Origin of the sequence: Nostoc cycadae WK-1 (assembly GCF_002897135.1) — a bacterium.
GTDB lineage: Bacteria > Cyanobacteriota > Cyanobacteriia > Cyanobacteriales > Nostocaceae > Nostoc_B.
Genome location: NZ_DF978445.1, coordinates 39,171 through 59,153, shown reverse-complemented (window position 1 = coordinate 59,153; position 19,983 = coordinate 39,171). Strand labels below are relative to the sequence as shown.

Annotated in this window: 18 protein-coding genes; 6 read left to right on the top strand and 12 right to left on the bottom strand. The window is 40.3% G+C overall.

Annotated features, from left to right (window positions below; genetic code table 11):
- Positions 1-16 precede the first annotated feature (16 nt).
- The 3 genes from zds to NCWK1_RS26240 form a co-directional block, all read right to left on the bottom strand.
- Entirely contained in the window at positions 17-1,456 is a 1,440-nt protein-coding gene (gene zds, locus NCWK1_RS26250; RefSeq protein WP_103126724.1) for a 9,9'-di-cis-zeta-carotene desaturase, read from the bottom strand.
- Between the two features lie 354 nt (positions 1,457-1,810).
- Entirely contained in the window at positions 1,811-1,984 is a 174-nt protein-coding gene (locus NCWK1_RS26245) for a ribbon-helix-helix domain-containing protein (RefSeq protein ID WP_015115823.1), read from the bottom strand.
- A gap of 1,535 nt (positions 1,985-3,519) precedes the next feature.
- A complete protein-coding gene (locus tag NCWK1_RS26240; protein ID WP_103126723.1) occupies positions 3,520-5,151 on the bottom strand; it encodes a DUF6930 domain-containing protein in 1,632 nt (543 codons plus the stop codon).
- A 317-nt stretch (positions 5,152-5,468) separates the two neighbouring features.
- On the opposite strand from NCWK1_RS26240, the gene NCWK1_RS26235 reads away from it, so the two are divergent.
- The 3 genes from NCWK1_RS26235 to NCWK1_RS26225 all read left to right on the top strand — a co-directional run bounded on the left by NCWK1_RS26235 (position 5,469) and on the right by NCWK1_RS26225 (position 6,706).
- Entirely contained in the window at positions 5,469-5,825 is a 357-nt protein-coding gene (locus NCWK1_RS26235) for an iron-sulfur cluster assembly accessory protein (RefSeq protein WP_096577724.1), read from the top strand.
- 80 nt (positions 5,826-5,905) lie between these two features.
- A complete protein-coding gene (locus NCWK1_RS26230; RefSeq protein WP_096577722.1) occupies positions 5,906-6,328 on the top strand; it encodes a tetratricopeptide repeat protein in 423 nt (140 codons plus the stop codon).
- A 135-nt stretch (positions 6,329-6,463) separates the two neighbouring features.
- Positions 6,464-6,706, top strand: coding sequence for a hypothetical protein (locus NCWK1_RS26225; RefSeq protein WP_103126722.1), 243 nt, complete (start codon positions 6,464-6,466; stop codon positions 6,704-6,706).
- A gap of 51 nt (positions 6,707-6,757) precedes the next feature.
- Here the strand turns inward: NCWK1_RS26225 and thyD are convergent, their stop codons facing one another.
- Positions 6,758-7,678 (bottom strand): thylakoid membrane protein ThyD, encoded by a 921-nt coding sequence (gene thyD, locus NCWK1_RS26220; RefSeq protein WP_103126721.1) that lies wholly within the window; start codon positions 7,676-7,678, stop codon positions 6,758-6,760.
- A gap of 194 nt (positions 7,679-7,872) precedes the next feature.
- Here thyD and NCWK1_RS26215 point away from each other — a divergent pair, with 194 nt between their 5' ends.
- Positions 7,873-8,220 (top strand): hypothetical protein, encoded by a 348-nt coding sequence (locus tag NCWK1_RS26215; protein ID WP_103126744.1) that lies wholly within the window; start codon positions 7,873-7,875, stop codon positions 8,218-8,220.
- Between the two features lie 104 nt (positions 8,221-8,324).
- On the opposite strand, the gene NCWK1_RS26210 is transcribed toward NCWK1_RS26215, so the two are convergent.
- The 5 genes from NCWK1_RS26210 to NCWK1_RS26185 form a co-directional block, all read right to left on the bottom strand.
- The gene (locus tag NCWK1_RS26210) at positions 8,325-8,834 is read right to left on the bottom strand and encodes an FHA domain-containing protein (RefSeq protein WP_096577716.1); all 510 of its coding nucleotides are present in this window, start codon (positions 8,832-8,834) and stop codon (positions 8,325-8,327) included.
- A gap of 182 nt (positions 8,835-9,016) precedes the next feature.
- Positions 9,017-11,452, bottom strand: a complete 2,436-nt coding sequence (locus tag NCWK1_RS26205) for a heavy metal translocating P-type ATPase (RefSeq protein ID WP_103126720.1) — start codon at positions 11,450-11,452, stop codon at positions 9,017-9,019.
- Between the two features lie 723 nt (positions 11,453-12,175).
- Positions 12,176-12,454, bottom strand: coding sequence for a TM2 domain-containing protein (locus NCWK1_RS26195; RefSeq protein ID WP_096577710.1), 279 nt, complete (start codon positions 12,452-12,454; stop codon positions 12,176-12,178).
- Between the two features lie 904 nt (positions 12,455-13,358).
- The gene (locus tag NCWK1_RS26190) at positions 13,359-14,921 is read right to left on the bottom strand and encodes a CPBP family intramembrane glutamic endopeptidase (RefSeq protein WP_103126719.1); all 1,563 of its coding nucleotides are present in this window, start codon (positions 14,919-14,921) and stop codon (positions 13,359-13,361) included.
- Positions 14,922-15,461: 540 nt separating this feature from the next.
- A complete protein-coding gene (locus tag NCWK1_RS26185; protein ID WP_096577706.1) occupies positions 15,462-15,845 on the bottom strand; it encodes a hypothetical protein in 384 nt (127 codons plus the stop codon).
- Positions 15,846-16,322: 477 nt separating this feature from the next.
- Between NCWK1_RS26185 and NCWK1_RS26180 the strand changes: the two genes are divergently transcribed.
- Positions 16,323-16,514: a CbtB-domain containing protein gene (locus NCWK1_RS26180; RefSeq protein ID WP_096577704.1), complete on the top strand. Its 192-nt coding sequence runs from the start codon at positions 16,323-16,325 to the stop codon at positions 16,512-16,514.
- Here NCWK1_RS26180 and NCWK1_RS30470 read toward each other — a convergent pair.
- Positions 16,511-16,645 (bottom strand): hypothetical protein, encoded by a 135-nt coding sequence (locus NCWK1_RS30470; protein ID WP_281259172.1) that lies wholly within the window; start codon positions 16,643-16,645, stop codon positions 16,511-16,513. The two genes, NCWK1_RS26180 and NCWK1_RS30470, sit on opposite strands and share 4 nt — an antisense overlap.
- A 5-nt stretch (positions 16,646-16,650) precedes the next feature.
- Here NCWK1_RS30470 and NCWK1_RS26175 point away from each other — a divergent pair, with 5 nt between their 5' ends.
- Entirely contained in the window at positions 16,651-17,844 is a 1,194-nt protein-coding gene (locus tag NCWK1_RS26175) for a peptidase associated/transthyretin-like domain-containing protein (protein ID WP_245894996.1), read from the top strand.
- Here the strand turns inward: NCWK1_RS26175 and NCWK1_RS26170 are convergent.
- The gene (locus NCWK1_RS26170; protein ID WP_096577702.1) at positions 17,841-18,509 is read right to left on the bottom strand and encodes a tetratricopeptide repeat protein; all 669 of its coding nucleotides are present in this window, start codon (positions 18,507-18,509) and stop codon (positions 17,841-17,843) included. The genes NCWK1_RS26175 and NCWK1_RS26170 overlap by 4 nt on opposite strands.
- Before the next feature lie 44 nt (positions 18,510-18,553).
- A complete protein-coding gene (locus NCWK1_RS26165) occupies positions 18,554-19,882 on the bottom strand; it encodes an Nramp family divalent metal transporter (RefSeq protein WP_103126718.1) in 1,329 nt (442 codons plus the stop codon).
- Positions 19,883-19,983: the final 101 nt, after the last annotated feature.

Below are 19,983 nucleotides of genomic sequence, written 5' to 3'. Positions count from 1 at the left end.
ATTCCTCTAGGGTTCGCTACTGCTTGATCGTCTCTAAAATCGCTTTTGCCGCCTGTCTTCCCGAAATTGTCGCTCCTTCCATACTATCGATATAATCTTGCTGGGTGTAGCTACCTGCTAGGAAGAAGTTTGGTATGGGAGTTTTTTGGTTAGGACGATATGCGTCCATCCCTGGTGCTTCTCGATAGAGAGATTGGGCAAGTTTGACGACACCATACCAAGTCATGTTGAGTTCCCGCGATGAGGGGAAAAGTTCATGGACTTGCTTGAGGACATGCTGGGCGATCGCTTCGTTACTTTCTTTAATAAACGGATCTCCTGGTGTTAATACCAGTTGCAGCAACGAACCTTCTCCTGGGCGATAGTAATCGCTGGGACTAGTTAATGCCAAGTCGGCAAAACAAGAAAAGTCTGCGTCAGCAGTGTAGAGTAAGTTATCTATGCCTGCTGCATAGTTAAGTTGTTTACGTTTCTCTGCATCTTGCAGTTCTGTCACCCAACCGTCAAACCGCAATTGTACTGTGGCAACGGGGACTGCATCTAATTTATAAATATTGTCAAATTCTGACCATTTCCGCCAATCGGATGGCAAAATACGCTGAATTCCGGGAATATCACAAGCACAGACATAGGCATCAGCAGTAATGGTTTCTGTAGTATCGCCCTGAGCTACTACAATGCCAGTAACGTGGGTTTGTCCATCATTCTCAGCGAATTGAATTTCTCGCACTTGGCGGCGAGTATAAATTTTAGTGCCTCTTGCGGCTAAATAATCCACAATAGGTTTATGTAAGTACCCATCAGGGGAACCTTCCAGCATCCGCAATACAGAAGCTTCGCTTCTCACAGCGAAAAACTGGAAGATAGTCAACATACAACGGGCAGAAATATTTTCGCAGTCAATGAATCCCAAAGCATAAGCAATGGGATTCCACATCCGTTTGATGCTACCTTCACTACCACCATGACGACGAAACCAATCGGCAAAGCTAATTTTATCTAGGTTGCGGATGGTTTTCATCGCTCCGTCGAAGTCTACCAGTCCTCGAACTATGGGACTAGTTCCAAGGGCGATCGCATTTTGCAATTTATCTTGTAATGATAGTTGGGAAGTAGTAAAAAATGCTTTCAATCCATTAAAAGGCGCACCTGTGAAAAAGCGAAAATCTAAAGCACCAGTGCGTCCCCCTTTATTAATAAAGGTATGGGAGTGTTCTTTCAGGCGTAAATGTGACAACGCCCCTACTTTTTCCATTAAGTCAAATAATTGGTAGTAGCAGCCGAAAAAGACGTGCAACCCCATTTCTACATGGTTGCCATCATTATCCACCCAACTGCCGACTTTACCACCAACAAACGGACGGGACTCAAAAATCTGGACTTCACAGCCAGCATCAGCTAAATCTACAGCGGTTGCTAGCCCAGCCAATCCCGCACCTACGATTGCAACGCGCATTCCGTCCTACCTCTTCAGTTTCTTTACAAATTGTAACTGGGTTGGTGTCGGAATTTGCTATTAATATCAAGCCTATTTGCGAGGTTTTACACTCGCTGAGTTAGAAGTTAATTGTCAGAGATTTATCAGGAGTCCACCAATATGTAGATGCACGATGGGTTTTAACCCACTAGTAATAAAATTGCATTTATTACTTTATTTGATTCCTGATCACTAAATTTACTGCCTTCAAAATGCTTGTGTTGAGCTACACAAACTTTAGTAAAGGTGGACTGAAAAAAGTATGATAGAGATTTTTTAGGTATCCCAGCGACAATCTACGACGCTGTGGAAAAAATTCCTGATTTTCCCTATCTATTTTGCTTCTTTGTTGTCATCAGATGTTGGTAATCCGCGAATAAGTTCTCGAATTACATCTGTCGCAGGTCTACCTGTTTGCTGACAATATTTTTCTAGTTTCTCTGCTTCCTGTGTTGCTAAATTCACAGTGATACGTTTAACGGCCCATTTTTTATTAGTCATTATCATGCTATCTGCTGTATATTAACACCATCAAAACAACAAAAGACTCCAGACAAGGAGGAATAAGATTATCAGAGTTTGTGTCAAGAAACAAGAAATGCTATAGACACAAAAAATCGTCATTTTGTCAAATTATTCATCATTTTCCCAGAAGATAATCATAACGGGATTACTATTGTGGCAGGAAAAGTCCTTAGTGTACATTCATGTCTTGTAACAATTGCACTAGTGATGTTTTCAAGAAAACCAGACAATTGAATTCTCTAAATTAATTTGAGACACCTAAGTTTCACTCAATCGAGATTACCAAGATTTTTATTCACATAAAGTATTTCAACTTCTCTGCTTTATTAAGATCAGCGTACACTTCTTAAGAGACAATTTTTTGAATAACTTGAGACCTTAATAGGTCTACTGATTATCAGGTGTGTATATTTGGCTGGTAATTACCCAATAATACGCACCTATAAGCGATCGCTCTTATGTGAAAAAGTATTTACTTTGATCTATCAACTGTTTTTTGGTACTCATTGGGTGTAGATATCCACAAATTCATATTTAGTGTTTAAGTCATCATGAGTCGGCTCCTTTATCTCAGTCGGTTAAATTTGAGATTTTATTAGTAACTACTAAAAGTAGTAATACAGTGATGTTTGGCGTGTTTACGAATCTCCGCAAAGATTTTCGTAAATGTTTAAAGATATTTGTGTTGTCTGCACACATCACCATCTTTGTTTCAGAAGTTTATCAATTAAAATAAACATCTGCTTTCTATCCTAAATATTTAGCCAGATTTCAATACAAATTTAGGAATATCTCTAAATTTGTATATCTAAAAATCAAAGCAAATTAAAATTTGCCCTCCTGGAAATTTTCCATCATAAAATTATTTAGTAAGCACTTACCATATAAGGTAATATCTGCTTGATTTTTAGTGTTAAGGCTATTATAACCATGATTTTTAGGCTTTAAATAATCTTCATTTAATACTTAATTGCCATATTTTCTCAACTTTATAAAGAAAATACAAAGAAAATTAATAGCAAATAAAGATTTAAGTAATTTCCTTGAAATATGATGCTAATGATTATCAAGAAAAAGAATATTCCTAAATTTTTAGGATAAAGATCAAAGCTTATTTGATTTCATAATTACTTTGAAAGAAAAATATCTCTGCGGCGAATAGCATAATGTAGTAAAAACATTACTAAAAAGCCAAATAATATCTATGCTTCATGAACTTTGTATAAAGTAATTAACTGCACAAAGCGATCGCATCGGAAATATGGGAACATCACCACGAATCTTGGTTAAAAGAATCGCACATACTCCTATTTCACTTGTCAGATAACTAAATCCTGATTTTTTTATATGTCCTAGACAAAAAAGCTGAAAAAGCTGGTTTGATGAGGTTTTTCTCCAGAGTAGACCAAGAAGAGCAGTGTTGAACTCAGGTGAATTAAGCACAGCGAAATATCCAACAACTCTGGTTTGGGGAGATTCTCAATTTAGTTATGGTGATTGCCAAGTATTTGTGGGAATTACAACTGCGGCATAAGTTGCAGCATTCCCAGACCTAAATCTTTTGGTGAAAGCGATCGCGCCTCAAACAAAGCCACCATATCACGCAGTTGAGGATTACCACGAGCCGACCCTGTTAGCCCTTTGGCTATGATTAAACCGCAATAACCTTTGGTATTTTTACACCGCTGATTCCATTTTTTACGAGCTTCGACATGGATGGGATCATCATCTAAAAATTCACCGAAGAGAAACAATTCACCATTTTGAGTTTGTAACAAACCCAAATCGTAGCGATCGCCATCAAAAGGATCTGCTCCAGGATTAAAGCAAATGGCTTGTAGTCCACCTGCTGCCTCTATATTTTCAATTACAGTTTTAGCTTTGGGGCGAGAAGTTTGAATCAAAATTACTGGTAATCCATCGCCTACCTGCTTAATTTCGCCGGCGGGATGATAAGTCACCCCTTTACGCAGATACTCCAGCATCTCCCACGAAACCACACCCAAACTCAGAAAAGAATCTTCGGGAATTAAGTCATCGCGTAAAGACCGGAATATTGGTAAATCTGGTGTTTCCATTTCCGACTCCGACACACCAAACCCTGCCATTTCCTCTAACTCAGATGCCAACTGTGGCATTGAAGCCACCGTCACAGATACTGATTTCGTGCCAGTATCTGATTCTGGTAGAGAAATCCGATAGCGATGGCTGAGTTCAGGGAAAGTTTCATCACGTAACTGCCGACGGTGATCACGAATGAAGCGACACAGGCTTTCTAAGGCAACGTAAACGACTAGTGCCTCTTCATCATATAAAACAGACCGCAGCCCTTCTAAGGGGTGAATATTGCCGAATGTTGGGGCAATTTCAGCTAAAGGCATCTCTGCTAAATTGTCAATTTCATCCTCATCTTCGTCATCAGCATCTAAACTTTCAAAAGTGAGAAACAGACAATCTTGCTTGAGAAAAGCTTCTTCTAAACGTCCTTGCGACTCCTCACTTTGTAAAACGGCGGCACGAAATCGTTGGAGTGATTCTTCCGAACGATAAAACAAAATGCCATACTCCATCCCCAACATACCCATAACTGAGGCGTAAAGCGTCCCGACATCCCATTTATTAATTTCTATAGATAAGATTTGTTGCTCTTCCAAAAATTCCCAAGGAGCTGCTTGCCAAAGGGCAAATGCTTTTTCTTGCAAAGCTTCGGCATACTGTGGTGGTAAATCTGGGATTTGGCTATCAACAACTTCCGCAAAACCACGAAATAATTCATCAATTAACGGTAATTCTGGGGCGTAGTCAATGGCAATATCCAAATCTTGTAACACGCCGCGCAGGTAAAATTGAATTTCTCGGTCTCTGACCACAATTTTGTGAGGTCTAGCAGGTTTAGCAGGGCTGTGGGGATGTTCCATTGCCCGCATAAGGGTGCGAACAATTGCTTCCGGTCCTGTTTCAGGAGGTACTACGTCCATACCACGGACAACACCTTGTGAGCCATCAACCCAAAGAATGCAATCACCATTGGCGGATGAATCAGGATGTGGGATGGGTGATGATAATGGACGGCGATCGCCCTCCCATACAGAAGGAATTTGAGGTAATTTATTCAACCGACGACTGGTAGAGCGATTAAAACTTGTCATAGAGTCAGTTAATCAAAGGAAGCAATTTGCATATCAATGGTTGGGGATGGCTGGCCTGGGAGGAGACTTTCCGGGTTGCACCTGAAGAGGGACTGCGACTCAGGCTGCCACAAGGCTGAAATTCTGAAAATACCGAATCTATAAATATACCGAGTCTCTCAATTCTAGAATAAAAAGCTTTGGCTGCTTTTGACGGAGTGTTTACAATTGGCAATTTCTGGCCTCAATGTCGCTAGAATATATACAAAAATTACCCATTAACCCAGCAGCAATCATCAGCTTCTATCAGGTTACTAGTTATAAGGAGTTAACAAAAGATGACACAAGCAACGCAGCCTCAACAACGCGGCATTTTGTTAAGCGAAACAGCCTTGCGCCAAGTCAAACTCCTGCAAGAAAAGCAAGGTCAAGATTTGTGCCTGCGGGTAGGCGTGAGACAAGGTGGATGCTCCGGGATGTCTTATATGATGGACTTTGAGGATACAAGCAAGATCACCCCGCAGGATGAAGTTTTTGACTATGATGGCTTCCAAATTATCTGCGATCGCAAAAGCTTGCTTTACCTCTATGGCTTAATGCTTGATTATAGTGATGCGATGATTGGCGGTGGTTTTCAGTTCACCAATCCCAACGCTAACCAAACCTGTGGTTGTGGTAAGTCATTTGGTGTGTAGTAAGATTGTCAATTGTCAATTGTCCTTTGTATTTACTCATGACCATTGACCATTGACCATTGACTAATGACTAATGACTAATGACTAACACTGTTGAATCCCTGTTTGATACGGGTTTGGAACGCTATAAAGCTGGCGAAGCAGTGGATTCTTTGATCCCTGTGTTTAAGGAGGTATGCGATCGCGCTCCTAAAACTAGTGCAGCTTGGATTTGTTTAGCATGGTTGTATCTGTTAGATAACAAAGGCAACTCAGCTTATAAAGCCGCACAAAAAGCAGTCAAGTTAAGCCCACAAGACCCTCAAGCCAGAGTTAATCTAGCTTTAGCAATGCTAGAAACTGGTCAAAAAGGCTTGCGTCAACATATTGATGCTGTACAACAGTTATTCTTGGTGAACCCAGAATGGCGCGATGAAATCAAAAATAGTATTGAAGACGGTCTGAATAGAAAACCAGACTGGGATAGTTTACTAAAAGTCAAGAAGTGGTTATTTGAAGAATAGCGGTGAGGGGCTAGAGGTTAGAGTAAGATTCCTATGATCGTCAATATCTAATAGCTAATTTCTAGTTCTTGATTCTTATGTTCCTAGTCTCTATTCTCTAATTCCTAGTCCTAGTCTCTATTCTCTAATTCTGATATGAAAGATAAATTGTTAAATTGGCTGAACTTGATTTTGGTAGCCGATGTATTCTTAGTTTTATTTGGCTTTGGTTGGTTTGCGATCGCGGTTTTTGGTGATGCTGCGGGGATAAATTTGGGTCTTGATTTATGGCATCAGCTTTGGCAGCCAGTATTTAACCCAGCAATTGGCATTTTGATGGGAGGTGCAATTCTCAGCGGAATTATCAGTTGGATATCTCGCAAATTTCAGGCTGATTAATTATTCGTCAATGGTCAATAGTTCAATTTTGCTACTATTAACCATTGACTTTTATCTTAAAATCTGATTCAAAGCTGGTTGTAAATTCGGATATTGATAAGCAAAACCGGATTCTAAAGTACGTTTCGGCAAAACTTGTTGACCTTCTAACACCACAATTGCGCCATCTCCCAGCAGGGCTTCAATGGCAAAAGCTGGAACAGGTAGCCAAGAAGGACGATGCAATACTTGGCCTAGAGTTTGGCTAAGATCATTCATTCTGACTGGATTTGGAGCAGTGGCGTTATACACCCCTTGCATATTTGACTGATTTAAAGCTTGCAAAATTAAGTTAACTAAATCGTCAAGATGAATCCAAGAAAACCATTGGCGGCCACTGCCAATTGGCCCCCCAGCAAAGAGTTGAAAAGGTGGAATCATTTTGGCTAAGGCACCACCATTGCCGAGAACAATGCCAAACCGCAAAATTACGAGTCGCACCCCAGCTTCTTTCACTTTTGAGGCTTCTGCTTCCCAAGCTTGACAGACTTGAGCCAGAAAATCATTGCCAGAGACACTGGTTTCATCAAAGGTCGCGGTTTCACTTGTACCGTAGTAACCAATAGCTGAAGTATTAACTAATACTTTAGGTTTAGGGTTAGCTTTAGTTATGGCTTCAACTATTTTCTGAGTACCTAGCTGACGACTGTTGAGGATTTCTTGCTTGCGTTCTGTTGTCCAGCGTCCCTCACCAATAGGTTCACCAGCGAGATTAACTATAGCTTCGCAACCGGCAATTGCATCTTGCCAAGCACCCGATGTAGTTGGAGTATAAGTAACAATCTCAACACTTGGGAAATTTGTGGGGGGAAAAACCTTTTGAGCAAAGCCAGAGTTACGCGTTAACACCAATACTTGATGACCTTCTTTGTAGAGTCGTTCTACCAAACGACTACCGACTAATCCTGTTGCGCCAGTAATTGCTACCTTCATAATCCACTTCCACCAAAGCCTTATTTTAAAGTTTTTTATCAATTTTTCAACTTGTGTTTCTCTGGGATATTGATGAAAAGCACTTAGTTTTAGCTTATTTCCCAGTACCTTTATGTAATCAATCTGTAACGAATTACCGTTTGATGGCTTCGGTATTATACGATGGACGGAGTGTTGCAATACTTGGGGCTATTATGGCTCGCTATACCTGTTCATTTACGATTTCTCTTTCTATTGACCATCTTCAGCCGTTACTTTTAGATCTTCTCCAAGGCTGTGATTTGGAAATTCAGTATTACAACGCTGATTACATTCTGGCTCGTGAGATTCCGGGTAATGTTTCGTTCTCCAAATTGGTCAAGGTTGAAGTATTCATTGACAGATCAAGCGCTACGGAAACAGAATCCCGGATGAATATCGTTATTAAAAATGAGGAATTGCCACTCCAACTGGATAATCACTGCCGACAAATGTTTGAATTTGTCAAGCAAGAGATTGAACACAGTCGCCATTGGCATTTAATTGAAAGTCTTGCCGGTTGACATCGCTGACTAGGCTGGCTTTGGGTAAAGCTATCTCTGACAAATTTGGGTATTGGAAAACGAGTCAGCTAATAGTCAACATCTATCTGAAAATTAGCTAGTTTTTAATCTTCCATGTCTTCTGGGTCGTCGGTCATACCGGGGTTGATGAGGGTAATATCATATTCGCTGGAATCTGTTTGTCCTGAGCGCTGAGTATTTCTCAAGAGATAATAGATGGCACGTACCTGGGGGCCAAAAACGATTTCGTCTTCATTTTTTAAATCGTGAGCCGGGATTTTGCGGCCGTTAATCATCAATCCATTGGCACTGGGTTTACCTTTAGCATCACCATCGACAATCCGATAGTAATAGCTATGAGTGTTTTGCCCTCTTGGCAATCGTACTAAGGTAGCATGACGGCGAGAGACAAACTGAGAGACTAAACGGATGTTGCAATCTCGGTCTCTACCAATAGAGTAAACGGAATTTTCTAGAGAAAATTCTTTGCGACCCTGATCATCTTCAAGAATCAGTAGATGGCTTTCATTAGTTTCTGGTGCCATTGATATATCGTTATGACTATCAGCGAAATTTTGATTGATTAGTGTTGGTCTATTATTGTTTCCTACCATTCTTACGTACTACAGTCTGTGGTAATAACTCTGACAAACTTGAAAGCTATTCTGACTGAGAAGAGTAGAACATTCCTGTTCTACTCTTTGAGATGTATAACATCTAACTATCGATTTAGTTTAACCTGAGTTGGTAAAAACCGACATTTAGTTTGCAGTTTTACATTCAACAGCAGTCTTGATCAACGGTGAGCTAGTCTTCGTAAGAATATAGAGTTAGTCACAACACTAACTGAGCTAAAGGCCATAAGTGCAGCGGCGTTGGATGGACTGAGGACAAACCCCATAGTGGGTAACAAAACACCAGCAGCTAGAGGAATGCCCAAGGTATTGTATGCAAAAGCCCAAAATAAATTCTGGCGGATTTTGTTGAATGTGGCACGACTCAGGCCAATTGATTCTACAACGTCACTTAAGCGATCGCGCATCAAGATAATTTCCGCGGTTTCCATTGCCACATCTGTGCCTGAGTGTAAGGCAATGCCGACATCTGCTTGGGATAAGGCGGGAGCATCATTAATGCCATCACCAACCATTGCTACTTTAGCCGCAGATTTTGTCTGTAATTCTTGGATAAAGGCAGCTTTTTTACTGGGGGGGACTCCGGCGATGATATCACCACTATCTAATCCTAATTGTTTACCGATCGCCTGGGCGGCTTCTTGGCGATCGCCACTCAGTAGCATAACTCTTAAACCCAGTTGACGCAATTTGTCTACTGTGGTTTGGGCATCTGGTCTGAGGGTATCTTGAATAGCTATAAGTCCCGCTAAACCACCGCCAACGGCTACGCAAACAACTGTTTTATCTGCTGTTGCTAGTCTTTGAATTTCTTGTTGGGCGGTTTCACTCACAGCAACTCCGTGCCAACTTAACCAATCTTGATTGCCTAAAAGTACTGTTGTATTTTCTACAACCGCAGACACTCCTAATCCTGGTTCGGTATGGAAGTCTGCCGCGTTAGGAACAGTTAACTGTTGGCGTTGTACTTCTTGCTGAATTGCTTTGGCTAAGGGGTGGTATGTGCCACTTTCAACGGCGGCGGCGAGTTGAATCAGGGAGTAGGATATGGGGAGTTGGGAGGAGGCAATTTCCAGGCAATCAGTCACAGTAGGATTACCTGTAGTGAGAGTACCAGTTTTATCAAAGACTACGGTATCTAGTTTGTGGACTTTTTCTAAAACATCACCGCCTTTGATTAATAAACCTTGTTCTGCGCCTACACCAGTACCGACGAGAATGGCTGTGGGTGTGGCTAATCCTAAAGCACAGGGACAGGCGACGACCATAACGGCGATCGCTAGTTTTAAGCTGGTTAAGAGTGCTGAGTGCTGAGTGCTGAGTACTGAGTGCTGAGTACTGAGTACTGAGTACTGAGTACTGAGTGCTGAGTGTGTGTTGTGGGCGGCGTGACTCATCATTTCCATGCCACTGGAGGTGAGATCAGGCCAGAGGTAGGTGCCGTAAAAGTACCAAAATACAAAGGTTAATACAGAGACTGTCAACACGCCGTAGGTGAAATAACCCGCTACTTTATCGGCTAATTTTTGTACGGGTGCTTTGCGGGTTTGGGCTGCTTCGACTAAGGCGACAATTTGCGCCAAGGTGGTATCGTTGCCTGTACGAGTTGCCTGAAGTGCGATCGCTCCTGATTGGTTGATAGTGCCGGCTGTGACTATATCCCCTGGTTGCTTGCTTACAGGTACGGCTTCACCAGTTAACATCGATTCATCTATGGTTGTTTGCCCAAAGCGAACTTCACCATCTACAGGAATTTTATCTCCAGGCAATACTTGTAACCACTCACCAACCCGTACTTGTTCTGCGGGAATTTCGAGACTGTTAGCACCGACTCCCCATTTTTCTGGGTCTGGGTTGGGAATTAACCTTGCTACCTGTGGTTGGAGGGCGAGTAATTGTCTAAAAGCAGCAGCAGCTTTACCTCTGGCTTGTCGTTCTAATGTTCTACCCAATAAGATAAAGCCTAACATCATCACTGGTTCATCAAAGAAGCACTCCCAACCCATTTGCGGGAATAACAGGGCTACTAAACTGGCAGTGTAAGCGGTGAGTGTTCCCAAACCCACTAAGGTGTTCATATTGGGACTGTTGCGCCGCCAGCCTATCCAACCATCGACGATGATGGGACGGCCAGGAAATAACAAGGCAACTGTTGCCAATCCACAGTGAAACCAAATGTTGTCTAATATGGGCAAAGTTACGCCAATGATGCTGCTGAAATGCCCAATTCCTGACAACACCAGTAATATAGCAGCGATCGCCAATTGTCGGAATGCAGCACGCATTTCTTGGTGCTGTCTTTTTGCTGAATCGTTTAAAGCAATTTGGTTACTAGATTTGCGGGGTTGAGTTGGGAATCCAGCGGTGGTTAATCGCTGTGCTAGTGCATCTGGATTTACCACCCCAACTTCTGACTCTACGACTGCTACTTCTGTCGCCAAATTCACGCAGGCAGTCTTGACCCCTGGATATTGGGTTAGCTGACGTTCTACAGCACTTACACACCCAGCACACTTCATTCCTCCCACATCCAGAATAATTTTTTCGGATGTTAGGGCTAGTTCTGGGTCAAGGTTCGTTTTTGGCACAAGTTGCATGGCAAGTTTTTGGATTCGCTACGAACATTTCACGCCTGACTAAAAGCGTCTCTAATTCGAGGGTAGGCGAAATCTGGAACTATGACTGAATGTAAATAACATTAATTTTCTTTATTTGTCTTTTGGCTTTGGCCTCAACTGCGGTTCCAGCGTAGATAAGTCACATAAAAAATAGCTGCAAACTGCAATGGCAGCATGAAAACTACACTCTTTAAATAAGAATTAATTTCTAAATTAGACATAGCACTAAAATATCCACAGCTTAATAGCAGTAAGCAAAACCAGATGAGATGTTTACGTTTGATAGTTGGCATGGCATTAAAATCAGACTGTTTTCTCAAAAGGGTAGACTAAATAGCCATTTCATAAAGTACGTAGGGTGGGCATTTGCAGTAAAAATATCAATCAACCTAGAATAAATATTTACTGTAGAAGCAATTGACATAAAAGAGATTTGCTAAAATTAATATATAGTTCGCCTATTTGTAATAAGTGAGATAGTCGGAAAATAATTACTTTATACATACGTATTTACACTAATAACAAGATCATTCATAATTCGTAATTACAATTAGTGGGTATTTATTCTCTCAAAATTACGAATTATGAATTAGTAATTATTTAGTAAATATATGACTCTTGGTTACTTTAGCTAACTAAACATTTAGTTTTCTCTTTTGGCTAAAGGAACACAAGAGCGAATTAGCTTGTGCAGTAGAAATTTTAGAACCAGCCCTGCTTATTCACAAAGTAAGTATCTACGAATTCTTCCGAGGACTTGTTTAAATAAATCATGCCTTCAATCAGTCCTACCAGTTGCATAACTATCAAGGCAATTCCATAAGTGAATGTGCCTGCAACTATAGATATAGCTAACATCATGAAGCCTTCTGCGGCGTATCCTAAAATAAATTTATGAACGCCAAACCCGCCAAAAAGAATCCCACAGTAACCAGCCAGAAGTTGCTTATTAGGATTACTAGTAGGGTTGAGATTTGCCATAGTATTGTGACTCCTCAAAGATTAGGTAAAAAATTAAATTTTTCTTTTGATTAAGAACCAGTAATATTCAGTGATATTTTGCAATTAAGGTTCTTTAAGCTCAACAAAGATATTGTGAAATAACTAAGAAAAAACCTAGTTTTTCTCAGTTTTGCATAAATAGTAAGCTAGGAAAAAATGTTTATGGGAACTGGGATTTTGTTAGTATACGCCTAACTTCTGTCCAAAGAAAGATTTCAACACTTTAAAAGAAACACTAAAGAATATGAGTAATCAAAGCAAGTACTTTGTAGCCGAGAACTAGAAAGCTATTTGATGTATATATTTAATTAGGATTATGACACCAAATACAGCAGTTTTGCAGATTTGTAAGTATGATTTCTCTGGATGAGTATCAAGACTCAAGAACAGCAAAAAACGGCGGTATCATACCATTTTCTACAAGCCCATTAATGTTATTTCCGGACTTTTTTGATGTGGCTACGATGATGAGATTCCAATTTAGCGAGAAATGTCTAATTAGCTACAGATGACATATATCTATTAACTAGAAAGTTATGCCATCTTGGTTTCAGTAAATTGAAGTTACACTGAATACTTTATTTAGTTGTCGTTCGTAACTCCTATTGTTAAGTACTATTATTCAATATTGCCTGTAACACACAATACATAGGCAATCAACATCTGAAAAATAGCTTTAACTATCTAGATAATACTAAATGTTTATCTAGAAATTTTGTCATCTATTTAACAGTAATCATGATATTTCCGTTGCCGTCAATATTGTTAAATTTGAGTCAAAATTCACTGAATACTTAATTTAATCATGACCAGCGAAAAATCATGACCTACGCAGATGAAATCAGATATTTTTTGTTACCGCAACCGTATAACACATGTTTCATTAATTACTGCCTAGCAAAAATAAACTAAGTAGTGTGCCACTATTCCAAAGGCTGTGGAGTAGCATAGGAGCGAGGAGATTGCGCGATCGCGTGTAGACTACTCCCAAGACGATCCCCAAGGCGGTGAGTGGTAAAACTTCTGACAAGCTAAGATGAGCGATCGCAAACAATAAACTACTAGCTAGAATTGCGCCCCACACTGGTAAGTAACGAGTTAGGGAGGGCAGCAAAAAGCCGCGAAATAAAATTTCTTCAAATAGTGGTGCGGCGATCGCAGCTGTAGAGAAAAATATACCTAGTGCTACCCCATCTTGGCTTTCTAGTGCCAATTGCAATAACGGATTACTCCCGCCTTGTCCTTGCCAGAGTTTTTGATTAATCAATGACACCACGACAACGATAGGTAAAGCGGTGCAATAACCTCCTAATCCCCACACCCACCAATTATCTCGTAGCTGTAATTTAAACCACAATCTTGGTAGAGGGAAAAACCGTTTGATGGAAAAATACATCACTGAAAGCGCACCCACAGCCACAAACAGGTAACTAATTAACACAGATACAGCTTGTAGGCGCACACCCACAATCGGGCGGGGAATCGGCAGTAGAGACAACAACAGGGGAACAAATATCTGTCCCATAAAGAAAAATCCCACAACAAAAACTTGGAGTATGGTTTCCCCATCCCAAGGTGTTGTCCAAACTAAATCACCATTTTGTGCAAGTAACGCCTCTTTTCCTTTAAGCAAGCGTTGCGTCAATAAGAAAATTAGCAGGATTGTCCCTATCAATGCTGCCAAAGCTGGTATCGTACCGATGAGGGTGAGTTTAAATACAGCTTGAGATGCTGCTGATTGCTGTGCGGCTGTAACTGCTGCTAAAGATTCTTGACGTTGCTGGAGTTGGTATAGCTGAATCAATGCAGTGTTACGAAACCAACCATCTAAATTTTTTTGAATCAACTGTTGAGCATTAGGTAAAATCCGGGGGGGATTACTCCAGATTCCACTTAAGACAGTAGCTGTATCTTGAAATTCAGTATTGAGTGTAGGCTGTTGTAATTTACCCCAAGTTTTCAAGGCTAAGTCTTGTTGTCCTTGTTGTACTTGTAAAATCCCCAGACGCAAATCTAATTCCCCTAGTAATTGTTGCTGTTGCTTAAGGGATTGCTGTAATTGTTGCCGCGTTACTTCAGGAGAGGCGTTAGTATCAACCGTTTCTTGTGGTAGGGGTTTAGCTGGAGTTGTAATTTTTGGCTGAGAACTTAGCTGTGCAAGTTGCTTTTCAACTTTATCTAGATTAGCTTGTACAGATATTTGTGCCTCTTGATATTGCTTTGTAGCATTTTCTAGAGGCTGGTCTTCGAGTATAGCTTGGCGAATCACCTGAAGATTATCACCATCTTCTGGTTGCCAAGCTTGGGCTTGCAGTGCAATATTTGTTTGATAAAGTTCCAGACGACTTTGGAACTGGGGTTTTTGCCAACTACTGACTAGAGATAAAGTTGCCAATCCAACCGCTATCACAGTCGAAATTATTAAAACCAATCGTTTGATCGTCATCTATCCCCCTTTAACAAACCAGAACATGCCCCTTGGGAATTATCGCAAGAAAAAGCAGGAGGTGGATAGATATCATCAATATTGTGAGTCTACTTTACAAGGACAGCGGCTCAGATCAACCCACCATGTTAAATGGCAACCTGCGGCATTGCTTCCCCTGTGCGAAAGATTTATCAATACAACCTACTAATTTTTTTGATTTCTTACCCAAGTACAAAGTAATTTAAGCAAAGCAATTTCTCCGATGTTTTGACTTTAACTACAAGATCCCCGACTTTTTAAAAAAGTCGGGGATCTGAGCCTCTCGATTTCTACAATCAAATAAGATTGCTATATAGTATATGGCTACAAAAGCTTTTGATAATTGAGAAGTTAGATTTTACTAAGGTAGACTCAGAAAATCTATTACCCTGATTATTTTCTAAATCTAAATAAAATTTTTAACCACAGGCTTACGAAGATTTGAGTTTTCCGCTGATATTCATTTTCTCATCAGCTTCGCCAGCTTTTTGGGTAACACTTGCATGGCGGTAATGTAGATTAGTAAACTAAATTACCTGTACCACGTAATTGTCTTAAAGAATTGATGCAATAAGGACAGTCGCACTTAAAGATTCTAATTGCCGCATCACTTTCTTCGTCTGTAAAATTCAGTTCTGCAACGTTGTTATCAGATGGTCTGGATGAAACCACCATAGATTTAGGAGCAGGAGCAGCCTTGGGATCTCTTTCAGAATCTCGAATACAGACAAAATCTTTTAGTCCGTGGGGATTGGTGATACAGGTACGACCGTCGTCTGTGTGTATTAATCTTTGGGTGAGGTTAACAGAGGCATGGGCTGGATTGATTGCTGCCAATGTAGACATCAGAGAAGTAAAAATTGCCGAACTAGAAAGCAAATTAAGTACTAATTTCTTGTTCATATATTTCCTGATAGAACATCTCTGATTGCCAAGCCTATCCTATTAGTTGTTCTCGGTCAAGATGATGTTAATCATAAATATAAGTTTTTTCTAACATATTGCATCTTTTTTGCCATTTTTGGCGAAAGATAGCAAAAAGTTGTTTTATTCATCTATCAAACTAAGTAAAATAATTCTCTATTAAAGGTCACGCCATGAAGCTGGTCGAGGATACAAACTAACTAAATAAAACTAATGAGTATCTCAAAATTTTTATGGTCTACCAAAAAACATAAAGATATAGAATTGCACGGTGGTAAAATATAATAACTTGTGTTATCTGCTTAATAATCGGTTTTACATAAATAACTGTCATTAGAGATTGTGAATAAACTTTAGTTCCAACCTCACAGATGAAAACTGTAAAGCGGTTAAAGCTACTCTTAGCTATAATCCTTACCGATGCGTTAAATTTTCTATACTCATCCGAGGTATTTGATGACTACTCAAACTCATCCTTCAGTTTTAAAAAAAACCGCAAGTGTGACTTTATCCACACCTGTACAAGCTACTCTTTATGTTTCTTTGTGTGCTTTGACACTGTGGACTGTTTACTTTACTACTAACCCAGCTATTCACGATCGCGTACACTCTGTACGTCACCATACTTTGCTAGTAGGTTGTCATTAGAGGTATTGATGATCTGAACCGATGGGGAAGTAGGGAGATAAGAAATTTAAACTATTCTCCCCATCACCACCGAAATATATCAAAATTATGGCGATCGCTACGGCTAGATAAGCTACACTAGCCTCTCTCAAGATATATGCTAAAAATCAAAAAGTTAAAGGTTTATCTATTCCTCAGTACTGTGGCTGGTTTGATGAGTGTGGGTTTTGAACACTCTGCTGTTTTTTCGCAGTCATCGCCTCAAGCAAATGTGCGATTAACTACTGAACCGCCAATTAGCCAAACAATACCTTTTGAGGCCGAAGCCAGCACACCCCAAAAGCCAGTAAAACTGACATTGCAAGCGGTTGATGCAACAGGTAAACCTGTAGAAAATGCCAAAATAAATTTAAAAATCTTTACTCCCCCGAAAAATCCTTGGTTTACCACAGATTTTCCCATCGTCGAGGGAACCAAGCTGTTAGATGTACAAGCGATCGCTCCTCAAGGTCAACTGCAAGTCCAGCAAATTTTACCAATTCGGGGTAACTACCAACTACAAGTTAATGTTACTCCAATAACGCCCAATGCTTTTACTCCCATTCAGCAAAATCTCCATCTGTCAGTTCCCGAAAATCCAGTTAAGTATCGTAATTTTGCTATTCTCGCCGGAATTTTATTGATTGTCGGCTTAGGTGGTGGCTGGGTAATTGGGGGACGACAAGAAACCCAACCAGGAGAAATTGCGCCCCAACGAGTAAGATTATTATTGAGTAGTGCAACTGTTGTCGCCATTATTGCGTTATTAGCAATTAACCTCAGTTCAGAAATGGCACAATCGCAGACATCGCATGGAGAACATCACCACCATACATCTGCGGCTGAACCGGAAACTGATAACTACGATATTGTGAAACAGCAGGGTTTACAAGTGCAACTGTTGGGTGATGCTAGTGCAACAGTTGGCGAAACTGATAAATTACAAGTGCAAGTTGTAGATGAAAAAACTCAGCAGCCTGTTTCTGATGTCTTGTTAAACATCAAAACAAAGTCACTGGAAGATGGCTGGGTTCCTTTCGCTTACCAAGGTATCCCAGATGCTACCGGGAAACTTACTTGGGAACAGCAATTTTTTGATGGCGCACCTCACAATGTTTTGGTAGAAGTTTCGCCTCAACCAAACGCTTCACGACAATTTTCACCTCTGCGAGTGCAAAAAAATGTTGATGTGGAAGGAGTTGCGCCACCTGTATCAATTCGCTTAATTGTGCTGGCTTATCTCACCGGAATCATTATCATTGGGTTGTTAGTGGGATTGCAGCTACGTCGGCAACTTAGTTTACAACACTAACGTTGCACCTGTTGAATTAGAGTTTGGGTTTGTTGATAGCTGGCGGTATCACCTTGTTGACGAAAAAGTGTGGCTGCTTGCTGGAGATCGGCGATCGCGTTACGTTGATCGCCTAAAGTATATTTAGCCAGTCCCCGATTACCATAAGCATCAGCTAACTGAGGATTTAAGCTAATTGCTTGGTTAAAATCAGAAATCGCCGCTTGGGGATTTTGCTGTTTAAAGTAAGCAAGTCCGCGATTATAGTAAGCATCTACAGACTGCGGATCAATTTTGAGTGTAGCGTTAAAATCGGCGATCGCCTTTTGCAGATTGCCCAGTTGAGCATAAATCGTTCCCCGACTATTATAAGCATCTACATGGTGAGGATTGAGTTGTAGCGCTTGGTTAAAGTCGCCAATTGCTGCTTGTAAGTCTCCCAGTTGTGATTTAGCTAAACCTCGCAGACAAAAACCTTCATAAAATTTAGGATTTTGCTGTACTACTTTGTCAAAATCTGTGACTGCTGCACTAAAGTTACCTTGTTCTAATTTTTGCACCCCTTGTTGAAAAGATTCCTGAAAATTTGTTTGACTACTTGGTGTTTTTGCATATACAACCGCAGGTGTTGCACCAAGCAATATTGTAATTCCCCAGACGGCAATTTTTTGCTGGATATGGTTCATAATTTCACCCCTTTACACTTGCAGTATTCTTTTATTTCTACATTTTAACCAAACAACCAATCATAAATAGTTTGCCATAGCAACCAAGCATTTAAAATAATTATGGCGATCGCTACTAACCATGATAATGTTTTTAACCACCAAGGATTGACAAACTCACCCATTAAGCGAGGATTACTGGTAAACATCACTAACGGCACTACTGCAAATGATAGCTGTAAACTTAAGATGACTTGGCTAAAAATTAATAAGCTACTTGTACTTTTTTCACCAAAATAAATAATAGAAATTAAAGCTGGCACAATTGCGATAATTCTGGTCAACAATCGGCGTAACCAAGGTTTTAAGCGTAAATTTAAAAAGCCTTCCATAACAATTTGTCCTGCTAAGGTGGCTGTGAGGGTGGAACTTTGTCCAGAAGCTAATAATGCTAAACCAAAAATTGCACTCGCTGCATTCACACCCAACAAAGGAGAAAGCAATTGATAAGCATCTTGAATTTCTGCAACATCTTGATGTCCAGAAAAATGAAAAGTTGCTGCTGATACAATTAATATTGCAGAATTAATTAACAATGCAAAACACAAAGCAAATGTCGAATCAATCGTACCAAATTTAATTGCTTCCAATCGCTTCTCATTAGTTGGTTGCCAATCCCGCGTCTGGACAATTGATGAGTGCAAATATAAATTATGCGGCATGACTGTAGCACCCAAAATGCCAATAGCAATGTACAACATTCCGGGATTTTGCAATATTTCTATTTTGGGAGCATAGCCTAATAAAATTCCGCCCCAATCAGGACGGGAAAAAATAATTTCTGCTGCAAAACAAATGCTCACAGTTCCTACTAACATCATTACCAAGGCTTCGGTGTAACGAAAGCCTTTATTTTGTAGTAATAACAAGACAAATACATCTAACGCAGTGATGCAAACACCCCAACTTAGGGGAATACCAAAAAGTAATTGTAGCGCGATCGCACTTCCCAAAACTTCTGCTAAATCACAAGCGGCGATCGCAATTTCACACAGTAACCATAAACCAAAGCTCACACGCGGACTAAAATAATCCCGACAAGCTTGGGCTAAATCTCGTCCAGTAGCTACCCCTAACCGCACACACAGTGATTGCATTAAAATCGCCATCAAGTTAGAAAGCATAATCACCGTTAGCAATGTATAGCCAAATTTAGCCCCACCAGCTAAATCAGTCGCCCAGTTTCCCGGATCTATATATCCTACAGAAACGAGATATCCCGGCCCTGCATACGCCAATATCTTGCGCCAAACACTTTTCGTATGGGGGACTTTAATGCTGCGGTGAACTTCAGGTAGGCTAGGCTTTTTAGCATTATTCTCCGAAAAAGGCATTCGTTTATGCTTAAATTTTCATAATTTCCTCATAATCTTACAAAATGCTGACGCAAATACATCTTTCTGGAGATAAATTCGCAAATATTCACATTGACTGA